Origin of the sequence: Prosthecobacter sp. (assembly GCF_044222565.1) — a bacterium.
Taxonomy (GTDB): Bacteria; Verrucomicrobiota; Verrucomicrobiia; order Verrucomicrobiales; family Verrucomicrobiaceae; genus Prosthecobacter.
This window is the reverse complement of record NZ_JBGANA010000003.1, coordinates 412,436-434,728: the sequence shown is the minus strand read 5'-3', so window position 1 is coordinate 434,728 and position 22,293 is coordinate 412,436. Positions and strand designations below refer to the sequence as shown.

Annotated in this window: 1 protein-coding gene; it reads right to left on the bottom strand. The window is 61.1% G+C overall.

What is annotated here, in order from left to right; genetic code table 11:
* Positions 1-73: 73 nt before the first annotated feature.
* Complete coding sequence (locus ACILSR_RS06175) at positions 74-22,282, bottom strand: autotransporter-associated beta strand repeat-containing protein (RefSeq protein WP_395748858.1); 22,209 nt, start codon at positions 22,280-22,282, stop codon at positions 74-76.
* Positions 22,283-22,293: the final 11 nt, after the last annotated feature.

The window sequence follows — 22,293 nt, the reverse complement described above, 5'->3', positions numbered from 1 at the left end:
TTGCGGGGAGTTGATGGACGGGCGGACTGTTTCCACGCCCATCCATCAATGATTTGCGGACCTTCGCCTGGGATCAGCGGGAGTAGCGGCGCCGACGGCGGAAGAAGAGTGAGGCAAGGCCGAGGAGGAGGAGAAGGCAGCGACCAGGCTCTGGGACGACGACGAGTATGCCGTTGCTAGCGAAGAGGTCAGTGTTGAAGGAGAGGCCGCCGAGATTGACCCCGCTGAAGTCGAACTGGGTGGTGCCGGTGATGCTGCTGGAGAGTGTGGTCCAGTCTAGAAGATCGAAGACATCGCCATAGGAAGGTGCGTAGCCATTCAAGAGGTTGGAGTCGATCTTGAGGGTGCCATTGATGACCGGTGCGCTGGCGTCATTGGAGAAGATGCGATCGTGCAGGGACAGAGTGTTGGCGCTTTCCCAACCGCTGATGATGGAGGGGCTGATGGAGGTGAGCGAACCTTCATGACCGCTGATAGAATCCGCATCGTTCAAGGTGGCGCCGCCGAGCTGCATGAGAAGGGTGCCACCCGCATTGACGGTGAGATTGCCTCCCACAGTGAGAAGGCCCGCGCCACCCACGCCGGGGTCGATGGTGCCGCCTGAGTTGACGGTCAAGGCGCCGCCCACACCGGTGCCGCTCAAGGTACCTGCGTTGACATTGGTCAGTCCGACGTTGGTATTGGTGGCGGTGAAGACAAGGGTGCCTGCGCCCTCTTTGGTGAGGATGCCAGCGCCGGTGACGACGCTGCTTACAGTGGCGGTGGTGCCGACTGCGGTCTGGAAGGTGCCACCGGCTGCGCCGATGGTAACGCCCCGATTGGCAGCAACGGTCAGATCCGCCGTGGTTTGGAGGGTGCCGCCATCAAGCGTGAGCTGATCTGGAGTGACGGCACCGGGAACTGCGCCGAGGTTCGTGTCTGCGGAGATGCTGAGCGTGCCGCCAGTGACGGAGGTCTTGCCGGTGTAGGTGTTTGCGCCGCTGAGGATGACGGTGCCCGTCGTGGTTTTGTTCAGATCCACGCTGCCGCTCAGGATGGCGGAGGCTGTGCCGGACTGCATGTCATAGGCGGTGGTGCTGGTGAGAACGCCGGAGGTGCCACTGATGGTGCCTGAGACCAGCTGCACGCCCGCGACGGATTCGCTGCTGGTGCCGACTGCGAATTCGCCGCCGGAAACAGTCACGGTGCTGGCATCGGCAATCTGGTTGGACTGCTGAAGGCTGGCGACACCGCCGGAGACGATGAGATTGCCGGCGAGGGCGTTGCTGCCAGTGGTATTGAGGTTCAACGCACCGTCGCTGACAGTGGTGGAGCCGGTGAAAGTATTGGCTCCACTGAGGGTGAGTGCGCCGGTGCCGGATTTCGAAAGCGTGCCGGTGGTGGTGGTGATGGTGCCACTGATCACGGTGTCGCCGCTGCCGGTGACAGCAAGGTTTCTCGCCGCGCCGGTCACCGCATTGGCCGCACTCAGAGTGAGCGTACCTGCGTCTGACTGGATGGTGGCGTCCGCCGTGAGGGTGACGGTGCCGCCGTAGGTGTTGGCACCGCTGAGATTGCGCAGCGCGCCATTGGTAGCGGAGCCGGTGCCAGCAATGCTGAGGGCTTCCGCTCCGATGGTAATGCCGCCCTGGAGTTCGAGAGAAGCGCCGGAGGCAACGGTGGTGCCGGCAGTGGTGGTGCCAAGGGCGGTATTGCTGCCGATGCTGAGGATGCCGACATTCACGGCAGTGGTACCCGTGTAGTTGTTGGCACCAGAGAGCGTCTGTTTGCCAGCGCCAGTTTTGACGAGGTTCAGAGCATTGGCCTGATTGGTAACCGTGCCGGAGAAGGCGGTGTCCGTGCCATCATTGCCGACAGTGAGTGTGGCGGCAGCGCCGATGTTCGTGACGACGCCGGCACCCGCGAGGGAGCCGATGGCTTCATTCTTGCCGTTGATGTCGAAATAAGCACCTGAGGCGACGATCAGCGCGGAGGCATCTGGAATGACGCCAGCTGCTCCGAGCTGCAGAAGACCGGCGCTGACGGTGGTGGAGCCGCCGTAGTCATTGGCTGTGCTGGAAAGCACGAGGGCGCCCGCTCCGTCTTTGGTAAGATCGGTACCTCCGGTCAGCTTGCCGGTGATGGTGCCAGTCATGAGCAGGCCGTTAACGGTGATCTTGTGCGCGCCGGATGCTAGAGTGACAATGCCGCTGAGGGTGAGGGAGTTGCCAGCATTGGCGCGCGCGCTGACGGTGTCGAGCGTGCCGAAGGTGAAGTCCTGAGTGACGCTGACGGCATTGCCGATGTTGCGGGCGGTGCCATCGCTCAAGATCGCGACGCCATTGCCCAGAGTGAGGGTGCCTGTGCCAACGGGGCCGGCTGTGACAGCCGGAGGCGTGCCCGCGCTGCTATTCGCAAAGATCAGCGTGCCCTGGCTGAGATTGAAGCCATTGGCGAAGGCGCTGGTATTGCTGCTGAGCACGATCGATCCCGCGCCAGTCTTGACCAGCGGCGTGGTCGAGCCGGAGGTGGAGATCTTGGCGGAGATGATCAGATCATCTGCGGAGAGGCCCGAGGTGGAGATGGTGGCACCGTCCACGAGATTGAGCTCCGTGCCGGAGATCGTGGGGGTGAAATTCATGGTGTCATTGGTGACGGTGATGGGCGTCGCGGATGTAAGGGTGAGGAGCGTGCCCACGGCGACAGTCGGAGTGGCGGAGCTGCCCGGGTTGCTGAAGGTGACGCTGCTGAGAGCATTGGTACCGACGAGAGTCAACACGCCACCACCGTTGATGGTGACGGCATTGCTGGCATCAATCTGCCCCTGATTGGTGCTCATGGTCAGGTTGGCATTGTTCAGCGTGATGCCGCCCGCAGGGATGACCACGGTGCCCGCGCCAGCGGTGGCATTGATGGTCAGAGTGCCCTGATCCACCACGGTGCCACCTGTGTAGGTGTTCGCTGCAGTAAGCGTTGTGCCGGCGGGGCCGGATTTGACGTAGCGGGTGAGATTGCCAAGGCCGTTGTCAGCGATGATGGAGTTGATGGTAACGGTGTTCTGATTGTGCCAATCCACGAGTTCGGTGACGCCGGTGGTGGCGGTGCCGCCGGATGTGAGGATGCCGCGCAAGGCGGTGGTGCCGATGTTGACGGCGTTGTTGTTATTGTCACGAAGAAGACCGCCAAGGGCGAGGTTCAGCACTTCAGTGCCGAGGGTGAAGGTGATATTGCGAGTGGCAGCACCGGTGAGGCGGAGGGCGCCAATGGTGGTATTGGCGGAGATGGCAACGTCCGCGCCGGTATTGGAGATGTTGGTGGGCAGGTTGTTGCCGCTGGCGAGCCCCGCTGCATAGGCAGGGACGGTATTGCCGGCGACCGCAGTGCCACCGAGACGGATGACGCCCTGGATGGTGTTGTACACGCCGTATTCACCGTTGTTGATGATGACGTTGGCACCGAGGAAGGTGTTGTTTACGGGAGCAGCACCATTGATCTGCGTCAGGAAGACCTGTGCACCGGAAGTGGTGGGCTGGCCGGGGTCGGTATTGAAGTGCAGCGTGGTGCCGGTGCCGGCAGGCAGGATCAAATTGCCGATGGTGATGGTGTTGGTGCCACCAGTGACGCCGTTAGGAGTGATGGTGTTGGCACCACCGCCGAGGATGGTGACGCTGTTGATGGTGGTGGTGTTGTCCACCGAGCCACCGGGAGTGATGGAGAGCACGGAGCCCTGCATGGTGACGGGAACGGTGGCGGCAAAGCGCACGGGATTGGGTGTGGCATTGAGGCCGGCATTGGTCAGCGACATGGTGGCGAAGTTCAGCGTGATCGCGCTGGTGGCGAGCGTGGCCGCATCCTGCAAGGTGAGAGCGCCACCACGGATGGTGGTGGAACCGGTGTAGGTCTGGGCATCTACAAGGGTGAGGGTGGTATTGCCCGAACGCACAAAGGAGAGATTGCCGCTGATGGTGCCGCCAAAGGTGGAGCTGGCCGCCATGGCCGCCGTGAGGGTGACCGCAGTGGTGGTGCTGGAGTTGGTGATCTCTCCAGGGATGTCGGCGAGGGTATTGCTGCTGAAGATGGCGCCCACGATCTGATTGTTGCCATTCAGGTCAAACACACCTCCATTGATTTGCAGGTTGCTCACGGCCGGAATGCTGCCAGTGGGAACGACGAGGATGGTATTGGTGCCGCCCGCGAGAGTGAGCGTGCCCTGGTTCACGGTCGTGGTCCCAGTGTAGGACTGCAAGGCGGAGAGCGTCATGCTGCCAACGCCTGTCTTGGTGATGCCACCGGAGCCGGTGATACTGCTGGTGACATTGAGCGAAGTGCCATTGACGCGGAAGATGCCTTCAGCGCCGAGCGCGAGCACCGGAGTGCTGATGGTGGCGTTGTCGCCATTGACCATCACGGCGCCACTGCCCACGGTGAGGCCCTGCGTGGGCAGGAGAAGGCCGGTGGATCCAAGGGTGACATCACTGTCAATGATGTCGAGAGCATTGAGCGAACGGGCCAGCGTGATGTTGCGCGTGGTGGTGGTGCTTTCGATTTTGACCGTGTTTGCGGCGACCGCGGTGTTGACGTCCGTCAGCGAGGTGTAGGCGGTGAAGGCGATGATGCCATTGGTGGCATTGTAAGTGGCGAAGTCCGTGCCCACTGCAACGCGTGGCAGGATGTTGTTCGTCAGTCCGGGGGCGGTGTTGAAGAGGAGCTTCGTGGTGGTACCGAGGCCGGTGCCGCTGATGATCGAGGTGGAGCCGGTGCCCTGGGAGAGGCTGCCAAACTTCAGGAAGGCGGTGCCGCCTGCGCCCGCAGTGAGATCGACGTTGGATTCGCCCGAGCCCAAAGTGAGAACTCCGGTGCCGGTCTCGGCGGAGGCCGTGGCGTCGGCGCCAAGATAGTTCAAGATACCGCCGTTGAGGGTGACGTTGCCATTGCGGAGGCGGGCGTCGTTGTTGGCGGAGCCGGTGTTGTCCAGAGTGAGGGTGCCGCCTTCATTGACGGTAAGGGTGGCGAAGGGGAAGGCGCTGGTGCCATTGTCCTTGAAGGTGACGCCGCCAAGATTGACGGTGAGGCTGCCGGTGATGGTGCTGAGAGAGCCATCAGTGTCGAAGGTCATGGTGCCGGTGCCAATTTTGAGCAAGTTCAGGTTGGCAGGAGTTGCGTCATTGAAGCGCAGGAAGGTGCCGGAGAAGGTGCTGGATGCGCCGGAGTAACCGACCGCAAGCGTAACCGCCGTGGTGGTGGCCGAAGAGTTCATGACATAGCCCGAACCAGCCAGCGAGCCGAGCGTGGTGCTGAAGCTGTTGAGGTTAAGGCCGGTGCCGCTGGCCAGGGTCACATCCGAGTAGCGGGAGCCACCATTGGCCACACCGATCTGAAGACGTCCGTTGCTGACGGTGGTGGCACCAGTGTAAAGAGCCTGACCATTGAGCTGAAGCACCCCGTCGCCAGTTTTAGTGATGCCGCCGGAGGAACCGACAACGCCCTGCAGGATGAAGTCCGCGAGCAGTGCCGCGAGTTCCTGGCCATTGAAGCGGGCCGCAGAGATGTTGAGCGTGCGATTGCTGGTGCCGAAGTCCACGCGGCCGGCAATCGTGGGAGTGGAGGCAGGATTGGTGCTGGTGGAAACAATGTTGCCATTGAGGGTAAGGATGCCACCATTCTGATTGGAGACCACCTGGATGGCTGTGACGCCACCGCCTTCATCGTTGAAAACAAGACCGGCGAGCGTGTTGCTGCCCACAAGATTCAGGGTCGAGCTGCCATTGAGGGTGACGATATTGCCGGAGGCAATCTGACCCGCGGCGACTTCCGTGAAGGTGGAGCCGTTCAGGATGAGGCCGTTCAGGGGATTGGCGGCCAGCGGAATGCTGCTGCTGAGGCCGAGCGTGAGGGCACCCTGATTGATGGTGGTACCGCCGTCGTAGGTGTTGGTGCCATTGAGCGTGAGCGTGTTTGCACCGCTTTTCACCAGCATGACGCCGGAGCCGGTGATGGAACTGTTGATGATCTGCGGACCGGTGCCCTGGGTGTAGATGAACAGCTCAGGACCGGAGGTTGTGAGGCTGCCTTTGTTTACCGCGCTGCCGATGGTCTGGGACGCTGTGCTGAAGAAGAGCAGGCCACCGCTGGAGAGGGTGAGGGTCTTGCCCGCAGCGATATCTATGGTCTGCGCGGCAATGTTGCCGATTCGAAGACTGTTGATGGTGGTGTCATTGGTAACGGTGAGGACGTTGCCAGTGACGGCCACGTTGATGCTGATGTTGTCGGTAACACCGGCGATGTTAAGAGTGTTTGGAATCGAGGTGGTGTTGCTGTAAGGGAGCGCACCGTTGGCCCCCATGGCGGCAACACCGAGTCCGGGGATATAGGTGGCAAAGTCGCTCGTGCCGATGACCGCCCAGCCGCCGATGATGCCATTGGTGAGGCCGCCGCCGACGGCATCGGTGGAGATGCCATTGATGGTGGGAATGAGGATGCGGGAACTGCTTCCCACCTGGCCGCCGGTGGCGGCGGTGAAGTTCACCGTGCCACCACCCACCGCGCGGGTGAGGCTGGTGAGAGTGAGGTCCGCTGAGTTGACACCTGTGCCGCCAATGGTCGAGTTGATGAAGGATGCGCCCTTCACGAGCGTGACATTGCCGACTGTCTCAGTGGAAGCAGACTGAGCACGTCCGAAGAAGGCAAGCGTACCGCCGCGGAGAGAAATGGGGGCGGCGTCATTGACGCGGTCGAGCAATTCCTTGCTGCCCGTGTTGTCGATGTTCAGCGTGGCATAGTTGATCTGGATGTCGGAGGTTCCGGAAAGCTGGCCGCCATCCTTGAGCGTGGTGGCACCGCCGCCGATGATGGTGAGGCCCGTATAGTCATTGTTTGAATACATGGTCAGGGTGTTCTGGCCGGAGCGCAGGAAGCTCATGGCACCGGTGAGGTAGCCGGCCCAGTTGCGGGCATTGTTGTCCTGATTGATGGCAAGAGTACTTCCGGAGAGAGCACCGCCGGTAATGGTGCCGCCAGCGCCCTCGACACCGCCGGTGTCTGAGAAGAGGATCTGGATGAACTGGGAGTTGCCGTTCAGATCGAGCGTGGCGCCGGGGCCGACCAGGAGGTTCTGGTTGGCAACGAGGGTGTTGTTTCCACCGTTGAGGATGACGGTGCCGGCTTCAATGCTGGCGTTCCCGGTGATGGTGCTGGCACCGCGGCCCGCGATGGGGCTGGCAGGAGGCGAGAAGATAAGAGTGCCTGACCCGGCCTTGACCCAGCCCACAGTGCCAACGATGGCGCTGGTGATGTTGAGAGTGGTGCCAGAGTCCACGGCGTAGAAGTTCTGCACGGCAGCGTTGTTGAGGACAGGCACGCCGAGAACATTGTTGCCACCTCCAGTGGCGAGGATGGCACCCGCAGCCAGGGTCAGGGCGGCAGGCGTGGTACCGCCGGTGATGAAGGCCGCGCCAGTGGAGCCAACAGAAGCGCCGGAAGGATCGCTGAAGCGCAGGGCATTGAAGGTACGGCTTGCAGTGAGGTCACGCGTGGTCATGACCGAATTGACATCGACGGTACCAGTGGTGGCGGTGACGCTGTTGATGTTCGTGGTGCTGCCGGCATTGTAGGCGGTGAAGGCAGCGATGCCATTGGCTCCGTAGGTGGCAAAGTCGGAGCCGTTCACGGTGGCGCGCTGGATGATGCTGTTAGTAAGCGTAGGCGCAGCAGTAAAGATGATCTTGTTGGTGGCGGAGCCAAGCGCGGTCCCCGTGCCGATGAAGTTCACGGAGCTGTCCCCAGTAACGATGTTGCTTGCCAGACTGGCGAAGGTGAGCGTGACGGAGCCGCCGTTGCTGTTGGAGATGATGGTGTTGGCAGGACGGTTGAGGGTGAGCGCCCCAATGCTCTCTGTGGAGGTGACGCCATTGCCCAGGTAGGAGAAGGTGCCGCCACTGAGCGTGAGGGCACGGCCGCCGAGACGGTTTGCCGTGGCGGTGCCGGTGTCGTCAATGAAGAGAGTGCCGGTGGGATTGACGGCGATCGCTCCGGTGGCGCCGAGCTTCACACCGCTGCCGGAAACGCTGAGCGTGCCCGCATTGATGGTGATGGCGCCGGTGTAACCGGTCTGATTGCCAATAACAGCGAGAGTGCCTGCGCCGATCTTGGTAAGGGCAGATCCACCAGCACCATTGCCTATGACGCCGGTAAGATTGATGAGGCCGCCGGTTCCTGCGAAGAAGGAGGAGGTGTTGCCGGTGACGATGTTGCCGGTGATGTTGAGTGTGGCACCGGCGTCAGCGCCGTAGGTTGCGGCATTGCCGGAGGTCTGGGTGATGAGGCCGGAGTAGGTGTTGATACCAGAGACGCTCTGGATGCTGCCGCCGGAATTGATGCCGGAGGTCTGGCTGTTGGTGGTAAGCGTGATGGGATTGGAGACCGTGACGCCGCCGGAGAGCTGGAGGGCCGAGCCGATGGCATTAGTCACGGTGATGGACCCTGATCCAAGTGCGTTGTTTTGCATCACCATGATGGCGCCGCCATTGATGTTGATGGCACCGGTCATGGTGGAGTTGCTGGCATTGATGGCGAGGACGCCGCTGTCGTTCTTGTTAAGCGTATTGGTGACGGCGGAAAGGGAGAAGGGAGTGTTCAGCGTCAGAGTATTATTCTGAGTAACTTCAAAGGCGTTGTTTGCCGCGTTGAGCAGGAAAGTGCGGTTCGTGGAGAAGGACGATGTGGCACGGAAGCCGGTGCCGGTCTGGCTGTCGATCTCGAGAGTGATGGTGTTGGCGGCGTTGCCGAGGGCGCCATCCGAGCTGACGGAGAGAACGCCATTAAGGACATCGATGGTGGCGCCGGGGCCGCCAAAGGTGTTGCCGCTGTTGTCGAGCACGAGGGTGCCCGCGCCCGACTTTACCAAGGAGTAGCCGCCAGTGTCCGACACGACGCCGCTGAGAATGAGCCCCTGCACCACATTGGAGGCCGTGGCATTGGTTACGGAGAAATGGGAGGCGCCTGTAAGAGAAATGGACCCGGTGAACTCGAGCCCGTACCCGCTAAGGTTGTTGATGGCAAGGATGCTGCCGTTGTTGGTGAGATTGACCTTCTGCAGGACCTTGTTGCGCGCGAAAGGAGCGCCGCCAGAGCGGTTCACAGTGACGGCGGTGTCCGCGGTGAGGGTGACATTTCCACCAAGGCTGATGGTTTCGACGGTGCCGAGCGTGTTGCCATCGGCGAGGAAGATGAGGCCTCCGGCGATGTTGATGGTGCCGTTATAGTTGCCGAGAATGAGGGTGCCTAGGCCGGACTTGTTGACAACATCGGTGGAGAGGGAGTTGATGACGTTGCCAATGCTCACGGTCATCTGCGGCGCGGTGACGGTGACGTTCCAAGTGGAGGGCAGCGTGGTGTTGCCGTTGAGGGTGAGGCTGTTGGTGCCGTTGAACACCGTGTCTCCCATGAACGTAAAGTCATTGATGACTGAGAAGGCTCCCGAGGCGAGCAGCGATGTGTTTGCCGCCATGGTCACCGCTCCAGTTCCGAGAGGACCGGAGGTCAGGGTATCGCCGAGGTTGGACCCGACACTGCTGGCTCCGATGATCAAACCACCCGCCATCACATTGACGCCGCCGGAGAAGGTGCTCAGATTGCTGCTGAGCTGAAGGAGGCCGTCTCCGGTCTTAGTAATGCCGCCATTCTGAATGAGTGCATTGATGTTCAACGAGGCCTGCCAGGGAGCAACGTTGACGCCATTGATGATGGCGGCACCGAGATTGACCGCGTAGGAACCCGCGCCATTCAGGTCCAGGGTGCCGGTGCCGATGACCGCGGCGTTGCCCGCGTTGACCGTGCTGACATTGATGCCGCCGGTGAGGGTGAGAACGCCGGTGGGGTTGACCGTGGGGGCGGCGCCACCCAGGTTGTTGACAGTGATGCCCGCGAGTGTGTTGGCCTGGCTGGCGAGGTTGACCAGAGAACCGCCGCCGAGAGTCAGAACGTTGCTGGCGGGGATGACGCTGCCGGCAGTCTGGGTGAGGATGGCCTGGTTCACGGTGAGACCGCCGGTGCCGAGAGCACCGGTGGCGCCGAGAATGATGTTGCCGCTGTTGAGGATGGTGCCGCCAGTGTTGGTGTTGACGGCATTGATCGTTGTGTTGCCCACGCCTGCGCCTTCAATCTGGCCGGAGGTGAAGATAAGGCGCACGGCACCGGTGCCATTGTCCACCACGGGTGCGTTGAGAGTTATAGTGCGGTTGGTGCCGCCGAAGTTCGCATGGGTGATGTAGAAGTCGCTGGCCACATTGACGGCGCCACTGGTGAGGCTGCCGTTGCGGATGGTGAAATCGACATTGTCTGTGCCCTGCGCGAGGAGAAGACCGCCGCCCTTCATGGCGAGGGTGAAGCCGCCGAGGTCGAGAATGGTGGCGGCGTTCTGTGAGGCAAAATTGAGGGTGTACACAGTGGTGTCTCCAAGCAGCGTGGTGGTGCCGGTGGTGGTGAAGCGCACGTTGTCCGTGTCGAGAGGGCCCGAGTTCAGAGAACTGCCGGCATAACCCGCGAAGCCATTCTGATTAAGCTGGCCGATGCCGTAGGTGGCGTCATAGCTGGCCCACTCACGATCCACGATGGCCCAGGGGCCGAGGATATTGTTCGTCAGAGTGGGAGCCGCAGTGATGATGATATTCGGAGTGCTGCCGATGGCGCCCACTGAGTTTCCGTTGCCATTGAAGCGCAGGGTGGCGGTGGAACCGACGGCGCGCGTCAGGGAGGCGAGTGTGAGGACGGAGGAATTGACATTGGTACCACCATTGGCGGCGCTGATGAAATTGAATCCTTCGATGATGGATACGGCACCGAGAGTCTCGGAAGTGTTCATCTGCTGGCGTCCACCATAGGTGAGCGAAGCACCGGCCATGGTGATGGTGGCGGTGTCCTTGACGCGGTCATCAACGTTGTAAAGGTTGCCATTCGAGAGGGAAAGGCCGCCGTAGTTGATGGTGATGGAGTTGGTGTTCAGGAGAGCGCCGTTGTCATTGAGTGTAACGGTGCCACCAGAGATGAAGGTATCGCCGGTGTAGGTCTGGGCGCTCTGGAGGTTGAGCGCTCCGGTGCCGGTCTTGTTGAGGTAGATATTGCCCGAGATGACACCGGCAAAGTTGGTGTTGCCATTGATGGTGAAGGTGGACTGGGTGGAGCCGGAATTGATGACCGTGCCACCGGCGATGCCATTGCCGCCGCCCGCCGTGGCGCTGGAAAGACCTGCGACAAACTGGTTGCTGCCATTGAGGTCGAAGGTGCCGCCGTAGTTCAGGGCCATCCCCTGATTGTAAAGGAGCGGGTTGGTGATGCCGGAGGTGGTCAGCTTCACGGTGCCTTCATTGATGTAGGTGGTGCCGATGATGAACTGCTGGGAATTGATGTCGAGTTCCCCAGGAAGGTCTTTCGACATGCCAGCGGAGCCGCTCATGCCGCTGTTAACGGTGAGGGACTGTCCGCTCTGGACGTGGATGATGGCTTCACCACCGAAGGCGACGACGGGGACATTGAGGAAGGCGCCGCCGGTGCCATTCGCCAGAATGGTGCCGCTGGTGATCGTAAGGGTGGCCGGGGGATTTCCACCGAGGCCACCGACAGCGGCGGTGTTGTTGATGGTGAGGGCGTTGAGGGTCTGATTTCCGGTAAGGGAGTTCAGCGTGGAGGTGGTGGCCTTGAAGGTCTGCGTGGTGGCCGCACTTAGGATATTTGTGGCGGCGGAATAACCGGTGAAGGCAATGACGCCGAGAGACGCGCTGTAGGTGGCGAGTTCGCTGCCATTGACGGTGACACGATTGAGGATGCCGGTGGTGGCGGGCGTCAGGCCAGGGGCGGTGGTGAACTTGAGGAAGTTCGTGGCGGTGCCAAAGGTACCGGTGACGTCGAGAGTGCTGCCCGCATTGCTGGTGAGGGTGGCGAAGGTGAGCGCAGCCGTGCCGGTGCCGCTGATGTTGATGACGTTGGAGCCCTGATCGCTGGTGAAGGCTCCCGCGGTTTCCGTGGAGTTTTTAGAGATGAAATTGAGCTGACCGCCCTGGAGCAGGAGGGACTTGCCCACGAGACGGTTGTCAGTGTTCGTGCCGCTGTTGTCGAGCCTGAGGATGGCGCCATTATAGACGATGTTGCCACCTGTGGTGGCCGTCATCGTGGCGGTACCATTGAGGGCGAGCGTGCCGGCGTGGACGAGGATGCCGTTGCTGCTGGTGGGTGGAACGATCGGCACGCTGAAGGTGAGAGTGCCTGCGCCATATTTGTCCATGCCCCAAAGAAGGTTGGTCAGGGAGACGGTGGTCACATTGATGTCGCCCTCGGCATTAAACTGGAGGCGGTGGGCGGCGCCGATGATGCCACCGGTGATATTGAGCGTGCTGCCCGCGCGTGCGCCGATGGTGGAATCAAAGCCCTGGGTGATGGCACCGGCATAGGTATTGGTGCCAGAGACGTTGTCGATGACGCCCTGGAAATTGATGCCGGCATTGAGCACGTTGTTGGTGCCCTGCAGGGTGAGAGGATTGCTGATGGTGACGCCGCCGGCAAGCTGGAGGGCGGAGCCGATGACATTGCTCGTGGAGGCATTGATGGTGCCGGTGCCCAGAGGACTGACGAGGGCGGGGTTGTTGATGAGGATCGCACCTTCGGTGATGTTGATCTGCCCGCTCCAGCCGGGGTTGGAGGCATTGATGATGAGGGTGCCGAGGTCCTGTTTGTTCAAAGCGGCGGTGGCTCCGGTGGCGCCGTTGAGATTAAAAGCGGAGTTCAGCGTGAGTGTGTTGCCATAGGAAACTTCGATGGCACGGATGTTTGCGGTGTTGGCAAGCTGGATGACCTGGGAGGTGGCGAAGGTGCCGGTGGCGCGGAAGGCGGAGGTGCCGGTGGAAGGATTGAGCACAATGAGATTGGCGGCATTTCCAAGCTCGCCTGCAGCAGCCACGGACACCACACCCTGGGTGATGTTGATATTGCCGGTGAAGGTATTGCCAGAAGGCGCGGCGTTGTCGATGACGAGAGTGCCACCGCCGGACTTGTTGAAACCAGTGCCGGTGAGATTGCCAGTGAGGTAAAGGCCCTGGATGACATTGGATGCCGATGCGTTGGCAACGGAGATCGTCGGCGTGCCGGTGAAGGCGATGTTGTCCGACACCTGCAGGCCGTAGCCGTTGTTGTTCGTGATGGTGACACCACCGCCGAGCGAGCTCACGCTGGCGGGAGCGATGATCTTGTTCACCGCGAGGTTGAAAGGCAGGGTGCCGCCGGCACGTCCGACGACAATGGTGGGGACGATGCCGGGATCAAAGGTGACATTGCTCGTAGTGAGCAGGGTCTGCACTTTGCCGGTTCCATCGCCATCGGTAAGGAGGGAGACGGAGCTGGGATTTCCAAGTGCGGAGGCATTGAAGTCGCCTGTGTAGTTGGTGGCATTGAAGATGAGGATGCCGGGACCGGTTTTGCTGATGGACGTCATGGGTCCCAAGGCCCCGAGGAGAGCGACGGTGAGGGAGGGATTGTTGATTTGGATGGTCGGTGTGCTGCCAAGGCCAGCGCCGCTGAGGGCGCCATTGAGCGTGAGAGTCCAGACGGTGGTGGCGGTGCTGTCAAAGGTGGGAGTGCCAGCAAAGGAGATCGGATTGGCAATGGTGCGGCTGCCGTCCACGAGCAGGGTGGTTCCGGATGCGGCGGTGACGGACCCGAGACCGAGAGGACCGCTGGCGATGCCGGCGCCACCGATGGTGCCGGTGCTGTTGCCGCTGATGAGGATGCCGCCATTATTGATGGTGAGACCGTTGAAGGTGCTCTGGCCGCTGAGCTGCATGATGCCGGTGCCGTTCTTCACGATACTGGAGGTGGTGCCGGTGACAACGGAGGTGATGTTCAGCGCTGAATTGATGGTGGAGTAAAGCACGCCATTCACCGTGGGAGCCTGGACGTCGAAGGTATTTGCCCCGGGCGCAAGAGCCAGGGTGCCCAGATTGATGGTGGGCACGGTGAGGGCGTTGCTGTTGGCGACCGAAACAGGAGTGTTTGAAGTGAGCGTGAGTGTATTTCCAGCACCAATGGTGACGACCGGATTGGTGGTGCCGCCGTTGTTGTCAAAGACGAGGGCATTGAGCGTGTTGCTGCCCGCCAAGGTGAGGGTGGAGCTCCGACGCAGAGTGACGGTATTGGAGGGATCGATCTGGCCAGCGTTCGTGTTCAAGACTAGCGTGGAACTGTTGATGAGGAGTCCGCCCGCGGGGATGACGACACCGGTGCCGATGAGATTGACCGTGCCCTGGTCGATGATGGTACCGCCGGTGTAGGTGTTATTGGCGGAGAGATTAAGGATGCCCGCGCCGGATTTGATCAGCTGCACGGAATTCCCCGAGCCATTGTCCGCGATGACGGCATTGATGATCACATTCGCTGCGCCACCGACGAAGGTCTGACCGGTGGTGGAGGCGCTGGCATTCTGACTGACGGTGACGGTGGTGCCATCGACAACAGACACGATGTAGGTGCCGGCGGGGAGATTGGCATTGGTAACGGTCATGCCGGGGCTGAGGCCGACCGTGCTCGTCATGGTAATGGTGGAAGAGCCGGCAGTGGTGACGCCGCCAGTGAAGTTTGCGGTGCCAGTGGCGGCGCTGTATATGACGAGTTCGCGAGTGCCGGAAGATTCAGTGCCGCCGGCGGTGAGGGTGCCACGCAGTGCCAGGGTGCCGATGGAAGTGGCGTTGTTGTTATTGCTGCGGAGAAGGCCGCCCTGCTCGAGATTGAGGATGGAGGAGCTGTCGGTAAAGGTGATGTCATTGGTGAAAGCACCGGAGATCTTCAGCATGCCGGTGGTGGTGGTGTCCGAGGGAAGAAGCGTGACATTGGCCGCAGAGGCGGGAATGTCCGTGATCTCACCGGATGCAAAGGCGCCGGAGTAACCGGTGTAACCGCCCTGGCCGACGATGCCGATGCCGGTGCCTGAATTGTAGGCGGCATAGTCAGTGGAGTTGGCAATGGCCCAGGCACCAAGCGCACCATTGGCATTGGTGGTCAGCGGAGTGGTGAAGAAAATGGCCGCGTTGTTCCCCTGCTGGCCGAGAGCGGAGCCGGTGAAGTTGATGGTGGTGCCGGCACTGCGTGTGAGGCTGGCAAAGGTGATGTCCGCGGAGTCGAGTGCGCCGGCGGTTCCGGTGCCACCCACATTGGCAGTGATGGTGTTTGCGCCTTGGGCGGAGGTCAGAGCGCCAAAGACTTCATAGGAGGGGTCGGAAACCTTGCCGGTGAAGGAAACGGTGCCGTCACGCAGGGTGATGGCGGTGCTGTCTCCCACGCGGTCGTAGAGCGCACGCTGGAGGCTGCTGTTGTTGTTAAGCAGCAGGGCCGCTGCATTGAGCTCGATGCTGGTGGTGTTGAGGATGGTCGCTTCATCCTGCAGCTGCAGAGTGCCTCCCATCATGACGGTGAAGCCGCTGTAGGAGTTCGCGCTCTCCAGAGTGAGGGTGTTGCCGCCGACACGCGCAAGGTTCACGCTGCCATTGATGCTGGTGGCCAGGGTGGCGCTGCCAGGATTCATGTTTGAAACGATCGTTCCAGTACCGATGCTAGAGGTGATGACGCCGCCGGTGTCAGGCAGGATGCCGGGATCAGAAAGCTGCGCCATGTACTGCACACCGCCATTGAGATCGAGAGTTGCACCTTGATTGATATTGAGAAGCTGACCGGGGAAGAAGGTGTTGAGACCGTTAGCGATCAGCTTGGTGGTGCCATTGAGGAGGTTATGGGTGCCGGTGACAAAGCTGGGGGTGTTGAACGCCAGAGTGCCGGACTGCACCTTGACGAAATTGGCGGTGCCAATGAGCGTGCTGTTCACGGTAAGGGTGGTGCCAGACTGCACCTGGATGACGGGAGTGTTGCCCACAAAGGTGATGGATGGAACATCAAGGCTGTTATCGCCACCCGTGTTGATAAGTCCACCGGAGGTCACGGTGAGGCGGACGCCAGTATTTCCACCGACGCTGAGTCCCGTGCCGTCAATCTTGATGGCATTGATGGTGCGTGACGCCACGAGGGTGCTGGAGGCGGTAAGACCGATGGTGTCCGTGGCAGCCGCGGTATTGAGGTTGTTGCCGAGGTTGTAATCGGCGGAGGCAAGAGCGACGACGCCATTGGTGGCGTCATACTTGGCGAAGTCGGTGCCGAGCAGGATGCGGGGAATGACATTGTTGTACACCACGGTGCCACCGCTGGGGGCGGTGGTGAATTTGACGGTGTTGTTTGTGCCGAGGCTGCTGATGCCACTGAGATTCAACGTAGAGCCGGAATTGGCGAAGTTGACGGAGGCAAACGTAAGTCCGACATTGCCACCCGAGGTGGTGATGAAGGTCTGGACGCTGTTGATGGTGAGCACACCGGTGGTTTCTGTGGTGCCACCCGCAGCGCCGATGATGTTCAAAGTACCGCCCTGGCCGGTGACTGCGCCTGCATCCGCGAGGCGGTTCACACTGCCCGCGCTGTTGTCCAGAGTGATGACGCCGCCGGCGCTCAAGGTGATGGAGCCCGCCCACGTGCCCGCACCGCTGAGCACGATGTTGTTTCGATTGACCGTAAGCGCCCCCGTCGCGGTGTTGGCGTGGGTGAGGGTGAGGGTGTCGAGCCCAGAGTAGGAGAGATTTCCGGCGGCGGTGCCGCCATTCGCGACAGTGCCACTGATGAGGGTGGAGCCCGAGCCGCGCAAAGTCAGGGTGCGGCCGGTGTTGTCGTTGCTGAGATTGATGGTGCCGGAAAGTGTCAGAGTCGCACCGCCGGAGAGTTCGTTGCGCAGGAGGCGGTTGCTGCCGTTGTTTTCCACGACGCCGGAAAACTCAATGCTGTTGGTGCCGGTGATCGTGGCCTGATCTCCAGCGAGAGTGAGCTTGGTGGTGATCTTGTCCGCGCCAGTCAGGGGAAGATCCGCGGTTAGGACACCTCCGTCGAAGATGAACTGCGAACTGGAACCGAACTGGGCGACGCCTGAGGCCTTGCTGAGGATCAGAGTCCCCTGCCCCAGCAACGTGGAGCCCGTATAGGTATTGGCAGTGCTGCCTTCGAACTTGAAGTAGGCATTGTCATCAATGCGGATGTCCCACGCGATTTTGCCACCGGCTGCGGCATTTTCAGTGATTGCACCGTTCCAGATGGTGGAGCCCGTGCCGCGGATGCTGATGGTCTGGGTGGCCGCAGTTCCGCCAGCTTCTAGATTGCTGAAATTACCATTGATGGTCAGGAGCGAACCGGCATCGATGTTGTTGCTGAGCGTCCACTGATTGTTGCCGGCTGTTTTCTGCACGCCGCCATTCAAAGTAATGTCATAGGCACCGGTGACCTCGCCTGTGGAATTGTTTCCCTGAACGACGGTGGATGTGGTGAGGGGGCCGCCGGAGGCGAAGATGCCGCCGTTATTGAGGAGGATGGAGGAGGCGCTGCCGATCGCATTGCTCGTGAGGCCGAGCAGACCTCCCACCACGCTGATGCTGCCGGTGAAGGTGTTCGGCGTGGGTGGATTCATGGACCAAACACCGCCGTCGCTCTTGGAAATGCCGAGGACGTTGCCAAAGGTGGCATTGGTGCTGTTGGTGAGAACGAGATTGAACTGATTGTTGTCAGTGTTCGAGCCGCGAAACTCCAGGGTCACAACGCGCGCCACGGTATCGCCACGGGTGGTGTTGGTAAACACCCCGGTATTCCAGACCAGGGCGCCCGAGCCGGAGGAGTCGAGGCGATAAACGCGGTTGCCGTTAAAATTCCCCCCCTGAAAGGTGAGGTCACGGTTGGCAGTCTCACCGGATCCAACATAGCTGAGAGCACTGAGGTCCCCGCCACCGGAGCCGTTGTAAATGAAAGCGCCGCTGGCACCGAGTGAGCTGCTGGCACCGGTGCCGATGGAGGTGACGATGAGATTGCCGGCATCCACCCGGGTACTGCCGGTATAGATGTTGTTGCTGCCGAGGATGAGAACGCCGTTGCCATTCTTAATGAGAGCGGCACCACCTGTGCCTGCACCACTGATGACTCCAGAGAGGATGCCGGCCGTGACCATGGTGCCAGTGTTGCCGTTGTTGTTGACGGTAATGGTGCGCGTGGCGGAGCCGATGGCGATGTCGTTGGTAATTTCGGTCTCACCGAGAGCGGTGGACGAACCCAGGACAAGAGAGGAGGGATTGAAAGTCGAGCTGCCCCAGGTGAGACCGCCGCCGCCGATGTTGACGACGAGCCGGTCTGAAGTGGCGGCTGAGAAACCGGATGCACCGCCTGTGATGGCGACGGTGGTACCGTTGCCGGCAACGGCAGCACCGAGCGTACGGGAGAAGGTGCCAGAGGTCTCAAGCACACCACCATTGATCACCAGCGGGCTGCTGGCGGAAAGGCCCTGAACAGCATAGTCTGAGGAAGCTACGCGAAGCACACCGCCGCTGACGGTGGTGGTGCCGGTGTAGGAGTTGGAGGTGAGAGGATTGAGAATCCACAGGCCACTGCCCCCCTTCGTGAAGGAAAGAGCACCGGCGCCGTTGTCGATCAGATGGACGTCGAGTTCATTGTCACCGAGGGAGTTGCCCTGGAGGGTGAGAAGGCGGGCGGTTGCAGCACCACTGAAGGCGATGTCCCCTTGGTTGCGGAAGATGAGGGCGGCGTCGTTTCGATTGCCGGTGGCGAGCACGCTGTTGCCGAACTGACCGGAGGAATCGATGGTGCCATTGGCCGCGAGGGTAAAGAGGCGGTCGATGCTGACAGAGGGGGTCTGTGTGACCTGATAGATGGAGGCGTTGGAGCCGGTGTATTGAAGTGTGCCACCACTGAACACGAGATTGGCAGCGTCATTGCTGGAGTTGCCGATGCTGCTGGCTACACCGCCATCTGCCAGGCTGGTGACGACCAAGGTGCCGCCGAGAATGCTGACCCCGCCGGAGAAGGAGTTGACGCCGGTGAGCGTTAGAGAGCCGGTGCCGGCCTTGGAAAGGCTGATGGCGGCGGACGTGCCGTCAGTGATCAGACCGCTGAAGAGACCGCTGCCGTTGCTGTTCCCCACACGCAGGACGGCGGTGCCGCTGGCGGCGTTGTTGATGATGGTGCCGGCGCCATTGAGGACGTTCAGACCATTGGCGGAAACAGAGCCAATGCTTACGCCATTGAGATCAAGCACAGTGTTCTGACGCATGGTCAGGGACGCATTGGTGCCGCCGATGGTACCGCTGCCGGAAAGCTGGATCCCGCCTTCATTGATGGTGGTGGTGCCGGTGTAGGCATTGGCCCCGCTGAGGATGAGGACGCCGCTGCCGGCCTTGGTGAGGCTGCCGGCGCCTCCACTGATGACAGCGCTGACGGTCAGCGCGTTGCCAGTGTCGTTGGTGAGAAGATTGCCAGCTGCAGTACCATTGGTGATGATGATGACTTCAGACGCGGAAGCACCCAGAGTGTTTGCGGCGGTTCCGTTGTTCTGAATGGTGGCCGCTCCATTGGAGTTGTCAAAAAGGATGCCGCCACTGGCGATCGTGAGAGCGCCCCCGAGGGTGATGGTCTGGGCGTTGACAATTTTGAGGGAGTTGATGCTCTCGGCGGACAGGTTCGAGAGCGGGGTGCCAGTGCTCTGGTAGTTTGTACCGGCGACACCGCCGCTGGTGGGCAGCTCGGCCTGACCGGTGAGGGCGGTGACAGCGCCACCCGCGCTGACGCTGGCGGCAAAGTCCGTGCCCGCGGAGCCATAGGTGGCCCAGCCCCCGAAGAGTCCGGAAGAACCGGCGGCTGCAGTGAAGGTGATGGAGGTTCCGGCATCCGGATTGAAGTTCAAGGTGGCACCGGCGCCGCGAGTGCCGAGGGAGGCGAAGTTGAGCGTGGGAGTGCCGCCATTGGCGGTAGTCTTCACGTAGCCAGCACCTGCGGTCGGAGTGAGCGCACCGACCTGCTCCACGAGCGCGCCTGCCGTAGCAGAGCCCTGGTACTCAAAGGTGCCTCCCGCCCACTGATTGTTACGCAGAGCGTCAGTGCCAAAGACGACCTGGCTGGTGTTGTTGATCACATCAGAACCATTCCCAGCCGCGGATGTGGGCCGGACTTGGAGGGTGCCGCCGCTGACAGTGACGTTGCCGACGAAATTGGTCGTCGCACCAAAGGTGATGGTGGAAGCAGCAAGCGCTGTGCCGATGAGATTGCTGATGGTGATGGTGTTGCCGTTGACCGCAGTGACGACGGAACCAGCTGGGATGTTGCCACCGGAGACAGCCTGACCGACGGCGATGGTGCCGGTGGCTCCACTGACCACGAAGGTGTCTGAACCGGCACCGCCACCACTGGCCCAGGCAGCAGAACCCCCGGCGAGATAACCCGAGGCAGCGGGATCGTACAACCATGTGCCGGAACCGACCTTGGAAACCGATGTGGTGCTTCCAGTGCTGTTGGCGATGAGGCCGCCAATTTCGTTGATAATGCTGGCAGCGCTGTCACCACCCAGGAAGAAAGTTTTGTTGCCGTTGCCGCCGGCTTCAACAATGGGTGCGGTGAAGACGAGGGGGGAGCCGCTGGCTTGATTGGCGAGGACGATGCCAAAGCCGGTGGTGCCGGAGAGGTTGAGATATTTGCCTGTGGTTGCGCCGGTGCCTCGGTAATCGAGAGCACCGCTGTTCAACTGGATGGGAGAGACGGTCGCGGCATTGAGGGCACCGAATGTGGTGATGGCCATGGTGCCGGTGATATTGGTGCTGCCGAGATAGGTGCCGGCGGAGCCTCCATAAGTGAAGTAACCTGTGCCGGCCTTTGTCACCATGTTGTCCGCCGTGGCGGCGAGGATGCTGCCTGTGATGACGGTGTCGCTGTTGCCGGTGACGGTGAAGGTGCTCGCCGCGGCGTTGTTGGCATTCCAGACATCGCCACCCGTAAGGGTGAGGACACCGCTGGAGTTGTTGGTCAAGGTGATGCCGCGATAATCAGCCGCGGTGGGAGTGGCGACGGTGATGGTGGTGTTGTATCCGTTGCGACCGTTGACGGTGATGTTGGCAATGTTGCCGCCGGCGTCGCGAATGAGACCACCCAGCCCCAGGGTCTGGTTGATCAAGGAGGTTCCATTTCCGAGAGGACCGGTGATATCATGATCGACGAAGATGGTACCAGTGGTGTTGTTGCGAATGCGAACAGTGCGCGAGGCAAACCCGGCTGGAGCGTCGGTGCGGATTTCCAGCGTGCCGTTGTTCAAGTCCACCTGACCTGTGCCGCGATTCTGGCCGAGGGCGCTGTTGACCTGTACACGCACCGTTCCCGAGTCAACTCGGAGGGCGTCGGTGAAATTGTTGCCCGCATTTTGCAGCCAGAGCGTGGTGCCAATGAGCTGGCCGGTTTTGATGAAGCGATCGGCGGAGTTTTCCGAGCCGGAGACGATGCCGCTGATGATCCAGTTGCCGTTGCCCTGCAGGATCTGCCCCTGGCCGGTGATGCCGAGATAAATGCCGCCGCTGACAGTGGTGGAACCATAAGATGCCCACGCCCTGTTTTCACCTGCAGCAGAGCCGAGGGTCAGGCCGCCCGCCAAATCGTTGTATCCGATGCTGACAAGCCCGCCGGAGTTGTTCACCACACCGGGACCACGGCCGGACATGGAGACTTCACGGTTCAAGGTGATGCCGGGAGCCGAAATGGAAGAAGAAGTTCCTTGGAGCACAAGGGCACCGCCGGAAAATCCGGGATTTCCAGTCTGCGCGACGCCAGTGATAGAAATGGCGGTGGTACCTGTTCCGAGCTGCGAACCATTGGTGATGACGAGCTGGCCTTGCTGAACCGAGATATCGCCACTGAAGCTGTTGGAGTTGTTGCTCAGCACCAGGGAACCGTCTCCTGTTTTTGCGAGCCCGTTGGCCCCCGTGATGAGTGAGTCAATCGTGGTTCGCTTGTAGCCCTGGACATAGATGGTGGCAGGGCCGCCGAGATTGAGAGTGTCCCCGGTGAGAGAGAAGCCGTCCGTCTTAAAGAGGAGTGATCCCACGTTGATGACGCCGCCCAAAGTCACGGTGCCCCCCGCGCCCGTGAAAATAGCAGTGTCATAAGGAGCGGTTGCATTCGGCCAGAGGACGTCGCTGGTCAGGTTCCACCAGTTCGTGCTCGTAGTGTCCCATGCTCCCGAGCCTCCGAGTCCGGCACCAGTGGTCGCGTTGCCAGCCGCTGACGCATCGCTGTCCCAGTAAAAAGTCGCGCCTTTGACCTGCGATGTGCAGAGGGGAAGGAGAGCGATCAAAACTGCAGTCACCGGACGTTTTGCGTAGCGACGCAGCCAGGACGTAAAGAGACTTGAATGATTCATGTGTGGTTGGT